General features: G+C 34.7%; 14 protein-coding genes. 6 read left to right on the top strand and 8 right to left on the bottom strand.

Annotation, left to right across the window (positions count from 1 at the left end):
* The first annotated feature begins 15 nt into the window (after positions 1-15).
* Positions 16-369, top strand: coding sequence for a hypothetical protein (locus DI077_RS07590; protein ID WP_109018497.1), 354 nt, complete (start codon positions 16-18; stop codon positions 367-369).
* A gap of 10 nt (positions 370-379) precedes the next feature.
* On the opposite strand, the gene DI077_RS07585 is transcribed toward DI077_RS07590, so the two are convergent.
* Positions 380-1432: a hypothetical protein gene (locus DI077_RS07585; RefSeq protein WP_135354820.1), complete on the bottom strand. Its 1053-nt coding sequence runs from the start codon at positions 1430-1432 to the stop codon at positions 380-382.
* A 32-nt stretch (positions 1433-1464) separates the two neighbouring features.
* Positions 1465-2928, bottom strand: a complete 1464-nt coding sequence (locus DI077_RS07580; protein ID WP_135354819.1) for a hypothetical protein — start codon at positions 2926-2928, stop codon at positions 1465-1467.
* A 139-nt stretch (positions 2929-3067) separates the two neighbouring features.
* Here DI077_RS07580 and DI077_RS07575 point away from each other — a divergent pair, with 139 nt between their 5' ends.
* Positions 3068-3400, top strand: a complete 333-nt coding sequence (locus DI077_RS07575; RefSeq protein ID WP_109018494.1) for a helix-turn-helix domain-containing protein — start codon at positions 3068-3070, stop codon at positions 3398-3400.
* Positions 3401-3447: 47 nt separating this feature from the next.
* Here the strand turns inward: DI077_RS07575 and DI077_RS07570 are convergent, their stop codons facing one another.
* Genes DI077_RS07570 through DI077_RS07560 form a run of 3 tightly spaced genes read right to left on the bottom strand, consistent with a single transcriptional unit; the run spans position 3448 to position 7121 of the window.
* On the bottom strand, positions 3448-4359 hold the full coding sequence (locus tag DI077_RS07570; protein WP_109018493.1) for a hypothetical protein: 912 nt from the start codon (positions 4357-4359) through the stop codon (positions 3448-3450).
* Positions 4360-4402: 43 nt separating this feature from the next.
* Positions 4403-5311, bottom strand: a complete 909-nt coding sequence (locus DI077_RS07565; protein WP_109018492.1) for a DUF2971 domain-containing protein — start codon at positions 5309-5311, stop codon at positions 4403-4405.
* A gap of 37 nt (positions 5312-5348) precedes the next feature.
* A complete protein-coding gene (locus DI077_RS07560; RefSeq protein ID WP_109018491.1) occupies positions 5349-7121 on the bottom strand; it encodes a DUF4209 domain-containing protein in 1773 nt (590 codons plus the stop codon).
* 478 nt (positions 7122-7599) lie between these two features.
* Between DI077_RS07560 and DI077_RS07555 the strand changes: the two genes are divergently transcribed.
* The gene (locus DI077_RS07555) at positions 7600-8862 is read left to right on the top strand and encodes a hypothetical protein (RefSeq protein WP_109018490.1); all 1263 of its coding nucleotides are present in this window, start codon (positions 7600-7602) and stop codon (positions 8860-8862) included.
* Positions 8863-9290: 428 nt separating this feature from the next.
* Here the strand turns inward: DI077_RS07555 and DI077_RS07550 are convergent, their stop codons facing one another.
* From DI077_RS07550 to DI077_RS07540, 3 genes are read right to left on the bottom strand one after another with little or no spacing between them, the layout of a single operon-like run.
* Positions 9291-9821 carry a hypothetical protein gene (locus tag DI077_RS07550; RefSeq protein ID WP_135354818.1) on the bottom strand — a complete coding sequence of 177 codons (531 nt, stop codon included), beginning with the start codon at positions 9819-9821 and terminating at the stop codon, positions 9291-9293.
* A gap of 46 nt (positions 9822-9867) precedes the next feature.
* Positions 9868-10194: a hypothetical protein gene (locus DI077_RS07545; RefSeq protein WP_109018488.1), complete on the bottom strand. Its 327-nt coding sequence runs from the start codon at positions 10192-10194 to the stop codon at positions 9868-9870.
* On the bottom strand, positions 10184-11773 hold the full coding sequence (locus DI077_RS07540; RefSeq protein WP_242935402.1) for a transposase: 1590 nt from the start codon (positions 11771-11773) through the stop codon (positions 10184-10186). The genes DI077_RS07545 and DI077_RS07540 overlap by 11 nt, the downstream gene beginning before the upstream one ends.
* Positions 11774-13004: 1231 nt before the next feature.
* Between DI077_RS07540 and DI077_RS07535 the strand changes: the two genes are divergently transcribed.
* From DI077_RS07535 to DI077_RS07525, 3 genes are all read left to right on the top strand, one after another.
* Complete coding sequence (locus DI077_RS07535; protein ID WP_167837094.1) at positions 13005-14486, top strand: amidohydrolase family protein; 1482 nt, start codon at positions 13005-13007, stop codon at positions 14484-14486.
* A 686-nt stretch (positions 14487-15172) separates the two neighbouring features.
* On the top strand, positions 15173-15928 hold the full coding sequence (locus DI077_RS07530; RefSeq protein WP_109018977.1) for a helix-turn-helix domain-containing protein: 756 nt from the start codon (positions 15173-15175) through the stop codon (positions 15926-15928).
* A gap of 334 nt (positions 15929-16262) precedes the next feature.
* On the top strand, positions 16263-17408 hold the full coding sequence (locus DI077_RS07525) for an FAD-dependent oxidoreductase (protein ID WP_109018976.1): 1146 nt from the start codon (positions 16263-16265) through the stop codon (positions 17406-17408).

Below are 17408 nucleotides of genomic sequence, written 5' to 3'. Positions count from 1 at the left end.
TATAGAATCAAGTTTATGCCGAACGAAGATAATTCTGGTCATTTGGAATTAACGCTTATTAGCTTTCCTTTTTATAATAGCCAAAGATCCTCCAATGATATTTATTTGACTTCAAATGGGAAAATGATTGGTTTTATGGATAGATTATGTTTTGGACATGGAAGAAATTCGGCTATCTTTTTGCCCGCAGACTACCCGAATCAGTTTCCAGTATCAGTTAAGTATAAATTTCCTAAAAGTGAAACCGATGAAGATTACGGAACCATAGAAGATATTGCAGTAAATTTAATTGAAACATTCCAAGAAATAAATGATTCCTTGAGCAATGTTCAATCAAATATTCTGTTTGACATACTCAAGACGGACTAAATCATTTTCTTTAAAGTCTTGTTTTAACAGATGGGTATACTTTATCTCCAACCAAGAACAAAGTAACTTCTTCTTTTAACTTCAATCCTTTATACTTAACTATGCCCACATTTTTACAAATATCGTATTCTCCTTTCGGAGTTGTGGTTTTATCATAATAAACAAACTTAACCTGCGCTCCGATGTTATAACAGTCGACTTGTTCTGTCTGCCCATGAACAACTTCAAATGTAAAAATAGATTGAAAACTAACTTTATCCTTACTCAAAAACCCATCTAGGTCTTCATCTTTTATTTTTACTTCAACAGGACTTGCTAAAGAAAATTTTTGCCATTGCCCAGTAAATCCTAAAAGAGGATTATTACCAATTCGTAAATCAAATTCAGTATAAAGCTTCTTTTTCTTGGAATCATAAGTAAATTCTTTTATATCAATTTCTCCAATGACTTCAATATACTTTTTCTTTTTTTCCTCAGAGAATTGTTTTTCTAATTTTCTATATTCTAGGCTCTCCAATGTTTCAAGTGAATTTACAAAGTTCGGATAGTCATTTCCATTATAATAGGTCAATAGAAAAGGATCGTTATTTTCCCAACGAGTAAGAGAATCATACGCTAATTTTTTTAAGTTATTTTCATTTATCTTATTCTTGAAATAATAATCTCTAAAGTAATGTTCAAATTGAATTTTTGCTACCCTATTTTCAAATTCTACTTCATACCTAGTTTTACCTACTGGTTGAACGGAGTCCCCACAAATGTTATGAAATTCAGATAGAAATTGTTTATAATTGTCTTCATTTGAAATGTTTACTGCATTCATTAATCTCACTAAAGCAATATGCTGACTCTCTCCTTTCCAATCTCTCAATACTATCATCTCTTGGTAATTTGATTTGGAAAAATAAATAGATGAATCACTCCCACTGTCTGGTATTTGACTTCGCTCTAAAAACCCAAATTTCGGACACGCACCTGACCAAGCGGATCTATCTGCGGTTGTTTCTGCTGATTTGCATGATGAATAAAGTATAAAGATAATTATTAGTAAATATAGCTTCATTTTTGATTTCCTAAGTCTCCTTAATCGCTCCATCATCTAATCGGTGCTACTTGTGTAATTTCCAATGATGAAGATTTTCCAAAATTGTATTTTGATGAATTCAGATCATAGTAACCTGATACTTGCTTGTTTGTTGAATAATCTACACCGAGTATAAAAACTCTATTTAACGCTGGAGAGTATTCCATTTTCCTAACCATAATCCGTTCCCCAGGAAACGTAAAGATTGTAGAGGTTGTTTTTGTTCCGACATCGAATAATTTCAAAGCCAGATCATTGTCAGTTTTAGTTTGAGTGACAGTTCCACTGCCATCCGTATTGGTTACAGTGGTTGTATAACCCCATACCAAGACTTTGTTTCCACCCACTGCTTCAATTGCTTCGATACTTTTAACAGCGATATTGTTACTATCTGCTCCAATGGGCAACCAATCCAATGTGGTATCACTAGTGAATTTATATAGGTTCCCTAGATGTCGTCTCACATTGCTTACATGAGAACTTTCATGTGTAGAGTAAAAGTATGTTACTCCGCCTACTTCCAAAACTTTTCTAATATCTTGCAATCTACCTACAAAGTTTGTGGAATTCCATTCATCGTAATTTGGTATATTACTACAATGTATTTTGGTCGTTAAAGTTTTGGTAGTTGGATTATATTCTTTTATTTGGTCATCCGTAGAGCTGTTTGGTAATCCTGGATTTAAAAGATAATTCCCTGATGATCTCTGGAATGCCCAAGTGTTAGTGGATAGGTTTGAAACATCCAATCGGGATGTACCACTTAATACAGAGAGGTATCTCTGGTTAGTTGCTTTTTCTATATGCGAAATTATTAATTCATTACCTGATGTAATATAGAAATACTGCAAACGACTTTCAGGTAAAGTAATAGTTTTTATCACGCCTTCTGAAGAAGCATACTTTAAACTAGTTATACCAAATTTATTTACACCGTAGTAGAAAATCCCATCATTCGCATCAACTTGAACCGTATCACTATTTTTGGTTTGGATAGAATTTGAATTTGGAACGGTAGCCATTGCGGCTAAATCAAAATCGACGCATGTCACATTACCAGATAGATCAGAACGAGCCAGAGCACAATTCCTGACAACATTACCATCTGAGAATTTAACATTTGTTTCAAATAATAAATAAACAAATTTAGTTCCTGGGTAAATTTTCTTAATTTTAACCGTTTGACTACTACCAGAAATAGCGATTGTTAGATTTCCGTTTGCATCGACGGCGTAGAGGTTCGATACTCCAGTATTCGCACGGACGGAGGTGGTAGAACTGGTATTTGTTACAGCTAGAGCGTTCGCATTCGATAGATTTAGTGTAAAATTGGAAGACTGATTGCTACCTGCGGTGTTTGCCAAAACAAGCAAAATTCCTAATTGGTCATCGCCTTTTTCTTTATTACTGCACCCTACATTTAAAACGACGAAAAGAAATAAAACCACACTAAAGCAAGCTCGGTTGTATTTCAAAAAATTAGAATATCTCAATTTTGCCCCTCTTTGCCCTAATTCTATAGCATAACGAATTTATCAAGTCAACACTAAATTGATAAATTTATCATTATAAGTATACCATGGTTATATAGCGAAAAGAGCTTAAAATTGAAGGATGGATTATAATCCCATTCTAAAAAGTATTGCAAAAAACATTAGAGAAATCAGAGAAAAACGGGAAATGACCCAGGAAGCAGTAGCAGGTCTGGAACTGAATGTTAGGGTATACCATAAAATTGAAAGTGGGCAAGGAACTCCGAGCCTGAAGAGTTTACTCATCATCGCCGACTCCCTGGGTGTGCACCCGAAAGAATTGTTAGATGTTCCGCTTTTAAAAGACAGACCCTTGAAAAGAGATTTTCCGAAGAGGAAGAGACAACTTTCTAAAGCAGTTAAGAAATCAGTAACTACTCCTGTTAAAACGAAAAACCATCCGAAGAAAGTTTAATTATTACCTCACAGTTAGTATAAGAAGTATTATCTTTCAATTGCTCATCATAAATTGTTTGATTTAATGTAATTTTCGAATTTTTCTTTGTCTGTTGAAACAAGTGTAAAGTTTTCTTTTTTCTTTGGTGAAATCTCACTAACATACTTTATTTCATAACGGGCTTTTGGGATATGTTGAAAATCGGCAACCTTATCAAAAATTGTTGCTGGAGCCAAATTAAAAATAGTTTCATCACTTAAAAAAGGCAAATATATCTGATAAAAGAATCTTCGATGCTGTATAAAAAGAAAATATAAGGGGCAATTTTCTTTCGTATGCCTTTTATATAATGAAACTGTTGTTTTTTGACTTAATTCATTATTCATTCCAAATAGTATAAAATGATTTTTAAATCTCATTTCTATTTGCTTATTAAAATCCCTAAATAACAAATCAATGGAATCTTGTATTATTTTTCGCTTTTCTCGGTCAAAGACAGAAAGAGCCATTTTTAATAATGCACAATAGATATCAAGATTATCTAAAACTGGAGCTGTATATTCGCATGTTATTGTTCTAATCTCATAGTTAATATTTGTTATAAATTTTGGATCAATGAATATATCCCCATCTTTATTGTAATAACGAGCACCATTTTGATCGAATTTATGATTATTTTTTAACAACCCTTGTATTGGATTTAAAAATAAGGAAAGTTCATTTTCATAACAATTTGCAAAATGAATATTACACTCGTCACATTCATCATAATTATATAATCTAGATTCCAAAAGATTTGGAACGGCATGTGCTTCTTGATTAAATTTATCTTTGTTTTTAATTCTATCATTTTTATTACAATAGAAGCACTTACTATGATTTTTCCATATGGTATACTTTTTAGAATAATCATACTTATAAAGTAACCTATAATTCCGATAATATTCAATTATTGGGATGAACTCTTTTTTTATCATTTTTTCAAACTAAACATAAATGAAATTACATAGTGAATAAAAATTATCTATAAGGTACAATAGACTCATCTATCGAAATATTATTTATACTTTTAGAAGTTAAATATTCCTTAATACTTTTTATAGTAAATTCAGAATTTTGATTTGTTGGCGAAATTGTTAAATTTGTTATTAATCCTGATATTTCTTCCTCAAGCGGGATTTTTAAATAAGGGAGTATAATAGAATCACGTATCCTATGCTCTACTGATAAATTTGAAGTTAGTAAATTTTCCTTATCAAAAATTATTCTCCATTCTTTTTCTTCTGCAAAAGATTCATTTTTAAATGTTATGGCATAATTTTTTATAATCAGCAGAAAATATAAGACAAAATGCTCATAGTTAAAGTCCTTAAATCTAGTTTTAAAATAAATATAAAGGTAATCCAAAATTAAAGGAATTACTTCACTTATAACTTGCTTTTGAACTTCTCCATTATAATGAATTTTTCGTATTACGCCCGATTCGGCAATCATTCCCCTTAAATTTTGGGTATTAAAACCAATAGCAATTCCTACATTTGATTTTGTATATCCTCTCCACTGGCTAAGCAGATCTCCATCTTCGCAAAATGACACTATATAGTTTTTAGATTCACCAGTAATAGACAAAATGCTTTCAGTCAGTTCCCCCACAAGATCTTTAAAATCTTTATCATGATGACTATTTTTATAAGTTAAGATGCATTCTTTAATTAAATTTAATCCATGAACAATTTCTTTTGAGTCATTTAAGTAAGATGCATTCGAAGCCCATAATTCTTTACCCTTCGTTATTCCCAAAAAACCAGTAAGATCCGTATAATGGTATATTTTATCTGGAAGTTGTTCCCCTGGGTGGACATGATATTTGTTCCATATAGGTGAAAGAATATTATCAAGATCTACTATTATTTCTTTTTTAGTCTTCATATATTTGATTAACTAAATATCTACAGATAGCTAAAAGTTAATATTTTTTTTCTAACTTAAATAATCCCAGGCAAAGCAATGCATGCAAAACCCTATCGCTTGTGGTTATACTGAAATCGGAAATGTGGGAAATGCCATGAGCGATCTTATTTCTTAAATTCCAGCCTCTTTGATCTGTAAATAAAGTGCGAAAGTAAAGAGATAAGTCGTCTTCTAAAATTGTCTGTATAATTTCATCTCGGAGAATCTCATCAAGATTTTTCAGAAGATACCCGCTTGACCTGCCTTGTTTCCAAATCACTCCACCACACGTTTCTAATAAATTTCGTAAGCCAGATTCAATTTGAGGAATTAATAAATGCTGAAAAGCCAAATGGTTATTTTTAAAATACTCTTCTAAAGCAATTTCAATGATGGTATAATTATCTTTATTTATTAAAGGTGATTCCTTTATAAAATCTTCGATTGAAACTTTAGAAATTAATTTTTGATTACAACCTGAAACAATAGATGCGTTCAGAAAGACAGAATTATAAGATAATGTTCTTGAAATTTCAGAAATGAGATGACCTTCTAGGTCGTCAGCAAGTGGCTTAATTGTTGCGACAGTCCGACCTTTGCTATCTTTCAATTGCTGAGTAATAATATATCTAAATGGATATTCATGTGACAATTCGATCACTTTCTCTTTTGTTCCTTCTTTGGAAGGGATAAAGTAGTTTGCTATGTTGTTTATTATTTCTTCAGGTTCCCCTTTCAAAATAGAACTAGTAAATACATGCATATCTTCATTTGTAATTTTCATTATATGAGAAATTCGTTTCATTTCAGAAGGAACCCTAGCACTAAGAGTTTGAATTTTACTCAAAACAGCATCGGCTTCATCATTCAAACCATTTGTCTTGTAAAGCTTCTGAACAACCTCTAACCAATGTATTGATAAAAACGGAGATACTTCATTCGCAAATGTCTCAATGCTAGCTAAAACCTTTTCCAGAATTCTTTTTATCTCAATCGAATTGTTCTTTGTTCGGAAATATTTCACAAGACGGCGAGCGGCAAATTCAATTGCAGGCTGGTTAATTTTTAAATCCAGGCTATTCAAATCAGTTAATCGGGAAAAACGGTCTTCTAACTCTTGTATTATTAATTTTTCTTCTGATTCTTCAAGAATTCCTTTGTTTTCGTAAATTAAAATATCAAATGCTTTTCCCCAAAGCCCAGGTTTTTCATCAGTTGCGACTCTTCTTTCAAAATCAATAATACTCTTTTTACATAAATGAGCTAATTCTTCATGCTTTAAAGAAAGTGATAAGTTTAAAGCTCTTGATAATTTATTAAAAACAGTATATTCGTATTTACAAAATTTTTCCTCAGCTATTAATAATATGGCTTTTATATGTTGAATACATATCTCATGAGATGGTCTGTTACCAGTAACTTTCTTTGAAAAATCCCAAAGAAGACCTGAGTACCTAGCTTTTAATATAGGATTTATGCAAGCGATTGCCCTTGATTCCCAAATTTTAATTATATCCCCAGTTAATTCATTTGCAGAAGGTGTTTCAGAAACTGAGCCATCGTTATTTTTCCAAACAAAGGTAGGAGCATAGAAAAAACTATTCGAATCCCTTGTATCAATATTACTTGATTCAGAAAAATTAAAAGCAAAGCTTTCTGCTTTAAAATTAATATCTGAATATAAAGAGCTATCTTTTATCTGATTAAGGTCACTTGCTACATCAGATTCATCAAAATTTTTATGATCTAGAGAATCATATTTACTCAGTATTTCATTTAATGTATTCATATAGTCACCTCTGAGATTTAGCCCTCATTCAGCCTAATTACTTATGATCCAATTTACAGAACGTAACGAAATTCCAGCTTATTCAATTATATTTGGCAACTTTCCTCTAATTTGGATTTGTGAAAAAATTCGATCTATCAATACTTCAAATCCTGGATGATTCCGAAGCTTCTCTATCTTTTGATCTAATGTTAGGGGTTGAATTATTGGATGAAGGGACTGAAGATTGCGATATGAAATTGGCTCCATATAGGTAAAATTTTGTATAGCAACTATTTGTCAAGCCAATAAATTCATATATTTATCTTTCAAAAGAGGTAGGCATTATAGATGGGAGTCAATTTTCCCAAGTATTTGCAAACTATTCAGTTATATTCCGCTTGCATAGATTAAGTCATCACTTGATAATCAACCAAGCAAAAATAACAAACGTAGATCAGCCGTTATACAACAAGCTCAAAAATTAAAAAAACTATTAATGAAAACTACAATATTAATTGGAGCTGGCTTTTCATACGACCTAGGAATGCCTTTATCGTCAGATTTTACGGAGACATTCTTATCTATTTATGATAAAAACTCAACTTTAGAATTAGAAAAAAAATTATCATCGAACCAGCCATTCGGAGAGGGTAGACCGATCAATCGCAAGGCGATCAATGAAGGGCTCGAATTAATTTTAAATTATAAAAACAATAATGGTAAAAATTATGAAGAACTATTAGCGAAGTTACAAGATTTAGAGCACGAACCAAGAAAAACTCAGTCAGATAAGGACTCTTACTACTATTTATTTTCCTCTTTATACAAAATAATACATCACATTTTCTGCTTTTACCAAATAGCCTCTTATCAAGTATTATATCCTGTAAATTCAAAATTTTATGCAAATTTTCGAGATATACTAAATGAAAAAGAGACATGGGTATTTTCTTTGAATCATGACAATTTCATAGAAATGTTATGTTCTGATCTGCAAATTCCCTTAACTTACGGGGATTCTAACAGAATTGAATTTCCCATTGATAATCGATCGCTAGATAAAAAAATAAAATTAACATTTAGCTATAGAGAAAATTTATCTTTGAAAAATTCCAAATTTTTCAGTGAGAAATTTGGAATTAACCTTATAAAACTTCATGGAGGTTTAAGTGAACTCGAATATCAAGATAAGAAAAAACTATGTAATATTGATATTGATGGAAAAAGCTCGCATGAAATATTCGAAGAATTTTTAAAAATCGACGAAATGGCTTATTACCAAAATGGAAAAAGAATTCCAAGTGGCAAAGATATGGTAATAACTAACAGTTATGGAGAATTAGATATAATCAGTAAATCCATGCTAACAGGTGGTAAAAAATATAGCAAAACACTAAAGATTCAAAAAGGAGAAGAGAAATTAAGTTTATTTAACGATGTACTAAATAATACAACTGAATTACTTATACTTGGATACGGATTCGGTGATAAACATATAAATTTCCGTATTGCCGATCAATTAGCGAAAAATAGTAACTTTTCGATTAGAATAATAGATCCAGTAAAAACAAAGATACCAGAATCCTTTGAAGCCTATGATTATGACAATAGAATTAAAAGGGCATTTTGCGGTGCACCAGTTTGGTTTGATTATTCAAAAACAGAAAAGTGGAATAGCCTACAAATAAATGAATTAAAAAAAACCACTCAATACAGATCAGAAATTAAAGAAATAGTTAGAAAAAAACTATTCAAATAAGTAGCTTGAGTAAGTCGTATAACTTTGTGTTACCGCTTACGCTGTGGGATTTGCTTCGCAAACCCTTGCTCGGTCTGCGACACATAGTCTTCCGTCACGTTTTTTACTAAGTTGACGCAGTTGATATAGTTGGACACAAAGCTAATGGAGAAATCCACATTATTGCAGAAGATGGAGAGGGTTGGTTACTTTTAGATAATAGCCCACAACATCTTAGAATATGGGCATCTGCGACTACTCTTTGGACATTAAGTTACATTCATACTAATTTTAAAGCGACTCTTTATTACAAGGAACGTAAATCATCGGACAATAATACATACTTCTTTGAAGGAATAGAACAAATCCACATGGAGAAATGAAAACAATAACTCTTAAACTTTTTTTGATAAGTATATTTTTCATACGAATGATTCAATTTTTTAGTATTAATCAACATTATTTATTTTACTAAGTTTATTATTAAACCTTTTACAAACAATATGAGCAATATCTTCCCTATTCTTGTAAAAGTGATTCATAGAAACACAAATATCGGCTAAACGGTAATCTAATTCGTTCATCTTGTATCCAGAAAGAGAACAATTATTAAATCTCTGAACTAAATGCTTGAAGGCTACTTCCAGTGTTTTACTTCTCTTCACCTGAACCTTGTAGTTATTCATCCTCTCCTGTATCCTTTTAAAATATGAATGGCTGAAGAACACACCAGAAATTCTTCTTACATCAAAATTGAATTCCGCCTTATTCAACTTATCTAGAATTTGGGTCTCCTTTCTAACCCAAGGATCACTATTCCAAACAGTATTAAAAACCTTAACCTTATTAGCAATTGCATCATCCTCTATTTTCCTAGACTGCTTGAAATATTGGGAATTTAACCTATCACGAATTAAAGCAACTTTCGATTTAAATGAAGTAGTTCCTTGGGGAATATCCTTTCTAATTATAGAGACCAAAGTTCTTTTATTAAAATTAACACAAATCTTCTTAATAGTTAGCGTATTAAGTATTTTTACTTGGTTGTTTCTGGTTCTTCGCTTTTTCTTCATAAACTTTCACAATATCAAGGGCAATTTCATAGATTTCTTTCATAGTATGGTATCGCTTTAAATCTCTTACCGAATCAATAATCAAACATACGTTTTCTTTTTTAAGCTCACCATTTTTAGGAATTGGTTTTATCAATTCTGCATCAGCATTAATTCCCGTTATTTTTCTGCCAGTCACATAGCATCTTCCATCCTGCTTTGCCAAAAGCTCTCTGAAAGTGGAGACAGTAAAACGAAAGGTTCCGACTTTCCCTAATTTTAATTCATCTTCAGTTTCCATACTTTCTAACTCCTCCTACTATCTTACTCCGACTTGATTTCAATTTTAATTTCTTATTGTAGATTCTCCAATTCTCCCGAAGCTCATTCTGTCTTTCGGAATAGACCAAGTAATACAAATTCCAACTTTTCTTATAAATTTTATACAATTGGATGTATCTTGTATTTGTTCGGGACATATCAATCAATCCCACAGCCAACCAGCGTTTTAAAATAAACAGAATCTCTAATCTATTATAGCCTGAAATTTTGATTAGTTCCTCTAAGGAAGTCCACTTTCTATGTTCCAAAAGAACCCAGAGTTTCCTTGCAATCAGGTTTGATTTATGCTCGTTCCGCCTTTTAGCATTGTCCCAATTCGTTTTCCCAGGATTCTTCCAAAAATGATTATTCTTTTCAATTGCATGTCTCAGGGATTTTGGAAGTTTATTTAGCGTTTCTTCATCTAAACTATTTATAAGATTCGTTGACCCTTCCAGCCTTCTCTCCTCTAAAGAAAGCGGCTTATAATGAAAGAATTTAAGGTTTTGGGTGTTTCTATTATAATTAGTTAGAGAATAGTCCCTATCACCAAGTCCCACATCCGTATCGTCCAAAAGAAGCTTCTTCAAGCCTTCACTGTATCTCAAGTTCCCTAAGAAACTAATTTCATCTAAGTACAATTGGCTCCACTTCGGAGAAATATAATGGTAACTACGGAATGATTGCTTTAATGTATTGTTCCTTGCTTCTGCACCATTAGAAGAGACTCCGTCTTTTGTAATCCATCTCTCCCGACTCAAATTGTATCTATGGTCACTACTCTTCTTGGAATGATTCACCATCCTATGATTGGGTCTATCCCATATAAATGTATAACCTTCATCTGTGAATAAAGGAATAGCTTGAGGTATCTTAGAATTTAGATCTTGAAGTAAGTAACTTTGATTATTCAGAGGGATACTTTTGTAAAATGTCATTCCATGATTCACTCCGACTGTATGGACTAAGATCCCCTTCTGTTCCCCTCCTAAGCTATTAGATAAATAGATACTGGAAGTTCCAGTTTTGTATCTTCTACTTCTATGTTTATTGGCTCTAAGGGATGAAGAGTATAATACAACGCTATCCGCTACCGCAACTGGCTTATTTGCTATCAAAGGTCTTAGATCACCACTCTTAGGTAATTTTATAGGGTTTTTATTACCATATTCTTCTAATTCATTATAAAGTTGCTTTTGAAGTGTTTCATTTAGAAGTGAAGTAACGACCTGAATTCTTCTCTTTAAGTAATAGGCAGTTTTGTAAGGTAAGTTTAATTTTCTACTGATCTCAGTGGAAGTAACAACCTTTGGATATTGTAAAATCTGATCATGAAGTATATAGGAAAAATAACTTAGGGGCAGTTTGAAGTTATCAAATGGTGTCTTTGAAGTAATAGATACTTGTTTTTGGCAATTGGAACAACGACCTACTGTATCTCTATTTTTTACTTTTAGAAATACAAGGGAAGGTTCATTACAGTCACAATTTTTATTAAATAATTTTGCTAAGATAGTAAGGGATTTAATTTTGTAATGTCTATTTACCTCCTCATTCATCAGTAGAGGATTTTTGTAATCATAAGAATTCCTGAAGGTTTTTGTATTAATAAAATGGGAGATAAGTGTGGAAGGGTTTTCTTCTTTGAGGGACTTCGGGTGGAGTTTTCCCTCTGCGGAGTGAGGGGAAGCGGAACGTGAGGAAGAAGTGACACCTTGCGTTAGTAAGGGGTCTGCTTCGGAAGTGGAATTTGGGGGAAATGTGTGGGATGGGGATAGGCTCCCAAGTCCTCAAAACTCCGGCAAATCGCAATCAAACAAGAATTAGTTGGAATCGAACAGTTTCGTGAGCGAAAAACCGAGCGACAATAGGAGCGAGTGTTTTTCGTAAGGAGGACAGGAAGTCCGACGTCGAACGAAACCGTGCCTCGGAGCGCAGGCGAAGCAGGATGCGGAGCCAGCAGAGAGGGCGATTCCCTCCTGGGGCAAGTCCTCAAAACTCCGGCAAATCGCAATCAAACAAGAATTAGTTGGAATCGAACAGTTTCGTGAGCGAAAAACCGAGCGACAATAGGAGCGAGTGTTTTTCGTAAGGAGGACAGGAAGTCCGACGTCGAACGAAACCGTGCCTCGGAGCGCAGGCGAAGCAGGATGCGGAGCCAGCAGAGAGGGCGATTCCCTCCTGGGGCAAGTCTTCAAAACTCCGGCAAATCGCAATCAAACAAGAATTAGTTGGAATCGAACAGTTTCGTGAGCGAAAAACCGAGCGACAATAGGAGCGAGTGTTTTTCGTAAGGAGGACAGGAAGTCCGACGCCGAGCGAAACCGTGCCTCGGAACGCAGGCGAAGCAGGATGCGGAGCCAGCAGAGAGGGCGATTCCCTGCCTTGAGGCAAGTCTTAGTCCCTATCACCAAGTCCCACATCCGTATCGTCCAAAAGAAGCTTCTTCAAGCCTTCACTGTATCTCAGGTTCCCTAAGAAACTAATTTCATCTAAGTACAATTGCGACCTGTCCTCAGAGCCTCCGCACACCGCACCTAGGCGGTGGTTGGTGGATTCACGGCAGATTATGTAAGATAATAAATGCTCTCAATTCATCCGAGTCCGCTCAAATCCGTTTCTATCTCAGGTACTTTGCGAAATTAGGCTCGCCCTTAAGGCAAACGGTTTCTTATAATGGGCGAAAAGATGAAAAAATCCAACTGCATTGAATCTATGTTAGGATATATAATGTATCGACTTGTTCTTATGCTTATGCTCCTGGTCACATCACTAACACACGGATGCTCTGTGTTTACAAACTTGTTATCTGGTGGTATCTCTACGGCGAAGCTACAAAAAGCCTCCCTCGTCATTGAAAATGTAACTATCGTAGATCCGCGAACAGGTTCAAAAAAAATCAGTCAGTCAATTGTGATCAGTGACGGGCGCATCGAAAGTGTCGGCTCTACACTGATCCAGAAGCCCAATAAAACATACAAACGTATTAACGCACAAGGCCTATTTGCAGTTCCTGGATTTAACAATATGCACTCGCACGCACTTCAGGCAGAAAATTCCCCCGCCGTACTTTTGTTAATGCTCGCAGAGGGAGTCACTGGTTTCCGGCAAATGGCTGGATCAACAGAACTGCTTTCTCAAAGGGCTGCCGGAGAACTTCCGCTGACAGAAAAGGCTCCCGCGTTGCTCGCGATGCCGGCCGAGCCGATCATACCCATAAGTGCTAGCACGAAAGATGAGCTCTCTGAATTGATGCAAAGGCAAAAGAAGGATGGTGCCGACTTTATTAAAGTAGGCTGGATGAGTCCTTCATTATTCTACGAAGCAATCGTAGAAAGCCAAAAACTAGGCATCCCCATTGTTGGGCATGTTCCAGAGGGCGTTGATCCAACACGTGCAGAATTTGCAAATTTCCGAACCATTGAGCACCTTGGCCCAGGAGATGTAATTTGGATTGCCTGTTCTTCTCAAAAAGCAATCTTACTAAGCGAGTCAATCGATAAACCAACCCGAATCCTTCCGAATTTCAAACTCCCAAATTTTGCCACTCCGATAATTCAAAGCTTGATCGCGGGAAAGATGAAACGATTCTTGATTAACCCTGTTTTAGAAGACAGTCCTGCCCGAGTTTCAAGACTCCAAAAAGCACTTACCAGCTTCGACAGAAATAAATGTAATGCCCTTGCGGAACAATTTGTACAAAACGACAACTGGATGGTGCCTACTTTAGTTAGGTTGCGTACACAATATTTCCAAAATGATCCCGAATACCAAAAAGACAAATCAATCCAGTTTATAGCTCCACACGCTTACAAAGAATGGCTTAGTGTATTGAATGACTTTAATCGGATCTCCACAGAACGTAAGCTAATATATAAGGAAACCTATGAAAGTCAGAAAGTCCTTACAAAATTATTTTCGGATGCTAAAGTTCCAATGATGACAGGCACCGACGGTAGTGGCCAAGCACCTGGTCTTTCTTTACAACAGGAATTCAAAGAACTTGCCGCTGCTGGCATTTCACCTCTGCAAATTCTGCAAATGACTACCATACAACCAGCGCGATTTCTAAAGAAAACATCCACAATGGGATTGATTGCCAAAGGAATGAATGCTGACATAGTCCTATTAGCTGCTGATCCAACATCCAAAGTAGAAAACCTAGGGACCATATCGGGCGTTATACGAGCTGGCAACTACCATTCCAAATCCGATTTTGACACATACAAGAAAACGATAGCCGAAAGTTCAGATAAAAATATAAACCTATAAACAGGAAATTGCGTGTGGAGACCTTCTCTTCTTGTAATGATATTTGCTTTGGCCCGTTTTTTGCAACTAATACCTGGTTAATGATACCCTTTATCTTACCAGGTAAAATGGTGTCTGAAGTTTCTATCACCAGGTCCCACATCCGTATCGTTCAAAAGAAGCTTCTTCAAGTCTTCACTGTATCTCAAATTCCCTATTTCATCTAAGTATAATTGTGACCATTTGGGACTTATATAATGGTAACTTCGGAATGATTGCTTTAATGTATTGTTCCTTGCTTCTGCACCATTGGAGGTGGACTTACCCCATTCAAAACCATACAACTAGCTAGCTCCTAAGTAGTAGGAGTAATACTATGAATAATACTAGTAGCAACGAACCGATACACGTAATCACCTCTGAAGAAGATGGTCTTCCCATGAAAAGGAATAGATCGTAAGAGAGACGATGGAACCAGGCAATTCGGTTTCCTTTAAATTATGTGGAGGAAGTTATGTTGAAAATTCATAATTTGGATTGACGACTACAACAAATTAGCTCCTCATAAGGGATTAAAAATGATGTCGCCGAGAGAATTCATTTTATATGAACTAGAACTCGCTGTCTGATTTTTTGGGGTAAGTCCAGCAACCACACAAGTTAAACAAGATAACTTATTTCTAAATTCACATTGACAACCTTGCAAAATGGACGACGACTTAAAATATAAACACATCAAACCCGACAAATCGCTTGCTGACTTTGTAGAAAGTTTTTGGCTTTTGCAAAACTTATCAGACAGCGGCAAACAGATTATCGTTTTGCCAGACGGACGAATTGACTTGATTTTCACTCAATCGGCAAAAGAACCTTTTCAGGTTGTACTTTTAGGAATTGAAACGCAACACAGACAAGCGACTGTTACACCAAAGATGGAAATATTTGCTATAAGTTTCAAACCGCTTGCTATAGAATATCTTTTTCAAAACAATATCGCCATCTTGTTGGATAAAGGAGAGATTTTACCGATTGATTTTTGGGATTTTAGTGTGGAAGTCTTGAATGACTTTGATTTGTTTTGTGAAATAGCAACACAAAAAATCAAATCAATTCTGCCTAAGGAAATTGATGAACAAAAACGAAAATTATTCGAACTTATTTATTCGTCAAACGGAGCTTTGACTGTTCAAAAACTTTCTGAAAAAGTGTTTTGGAGTAGCCGCCAAATCAACCGTTATTTTAACCAGCGATTCGGACTTTCTTTAAAAGCGTATTGTAACATTGTTCGCTTTCGTGCTTCGTTTAAACACATAAGTGAAGGCAAACTTTATCCAGAGCAAAATTTCACAGACCAAAATCATTTCATCAAAGACGTAAAAAAGTATGCAGGCGTTACGCCAAAGGAATTAAGCAAAAACGACCAGTTTATAAATATCATACTGATGAAACATTTTAAGATTTGAAACGACCGATCTATACTATTCTCTAAGTTGGGGCAATATAATTTGAGCAGGCAGATTGCGATGAACTAATTAAACAAAAGAGAATTCCCATTAGAAAGCATTTGTATGCTTTTCATGGTGACGTATTCTTTTGTCACATCAATATAGAGTTCTCATTTTGCGGATTCAGCAGAGGTAGGTTTTATAGTACTAACATTTTTCTGCTCACAGTTTTTCAAAACACCCATCACATTGTTTGTTCCATTTTGATCGGGGGAAAAGAAGAAAATAAATTCTGTTTCAATGACCGATTTATACTATTATTGATTCCACGTTTGTTGCATAATTAAAGACGATGGAAAATAACAAAGACCAAGTAATAATAATTGGTGCAGGTATTGCGGGCTTGAGTTTGGCAATTCAACTTGCAGAGAAAAAAATACCGTGTGTGGTATTGGAAGCAAAAACCAGTTTTGGAAGCGCCACAACAGGGGTTCGTATTTCGGCTAAAGGAGTGAGGGTACTTGAAAATATAGGCATTCGCAACATAGGCGAAAAAACAGAAAAACTAATAATGCACTTTGGTAATAGTCAAGTAAAGTTTGACATGAAAATTGAAAAAGGTGCGAGCCCTGCGATTATAGTAACCCGGTTGGCTGTATTTGAAAAACTTCGTGAACGTATAAATGATTTAAGCATCAAGGTCATCTATAATTTTACATTGGACAGTGTGATTGAAAACGCTGATAGTGTAGTTGCTGTTTCTACTGATGAACAACACATTCAAGGCAAATATTTAGTTGGTGCCGATGGTGTTGGTTCTAAAGTAAGAAGTCTGCTAAATCCAGCTAGTAATTCTAATAAACGATATGCAGGTTATTTGGGGCTTGGTTTCATTTTTCCAAGTGATGAAAAAGTAGAAATGTCTTTATTTAATAGCATCAATGGCAATATCGGTCTTGGTTCTATTGGGAAAATAAGTTCGAAGGACACCCATAAAAATAATTTCTTATGGACACATATACATATGACCGAAGCGGAAGCAAAAGCCATAACCGATAAAGAAGTTTACGAACGAATAGCAGAAAGAGCGAAGACTTGGACACCATATTTGCAACAAGTTTTTCAAACATGTAAAATCAATCCAAAAACAATATTGTATCACCAACCAGTATATAATGGTACTGTTCCAGATAAATGGTATAGCGACAAACTGTTTTTAATTGGTGATGCAGCGCATCCTTATGGACCTGGTGGACAAGGTATAAGCATGGCTCTGATGGATGCGGAAGCTCTGTGTAATTTGTTTGTTACCGGAATTACCGAAGAAAAGAAAGCCAATTTCCAAACTTCAAGAGCAGCCATTGCAAAATCTAAAGGCGAAAGTGCAGAAGAAAGAAACAAGCCCGAAAATCAAATTACTACTAAACGTGAACTGATGTTTAAGAGCATAATTATGAAGGCATTTCATTTGTTTAGTGGCGGAAAAATGGAATTGTAA

Source organism: Leptospira kobayashii (assembly GCF_003114835.2).
GTDB lineage: Bacteria > Spirochaetota > Leptospiria > Leptospirales > Leptospiraceae > Leptospira_A > Leptospira_A kobayashii.
Note: the sequence above shows the minus strand (reverse complement) of the source record. Positions and strands in the feature narration are given on the sequence as shown.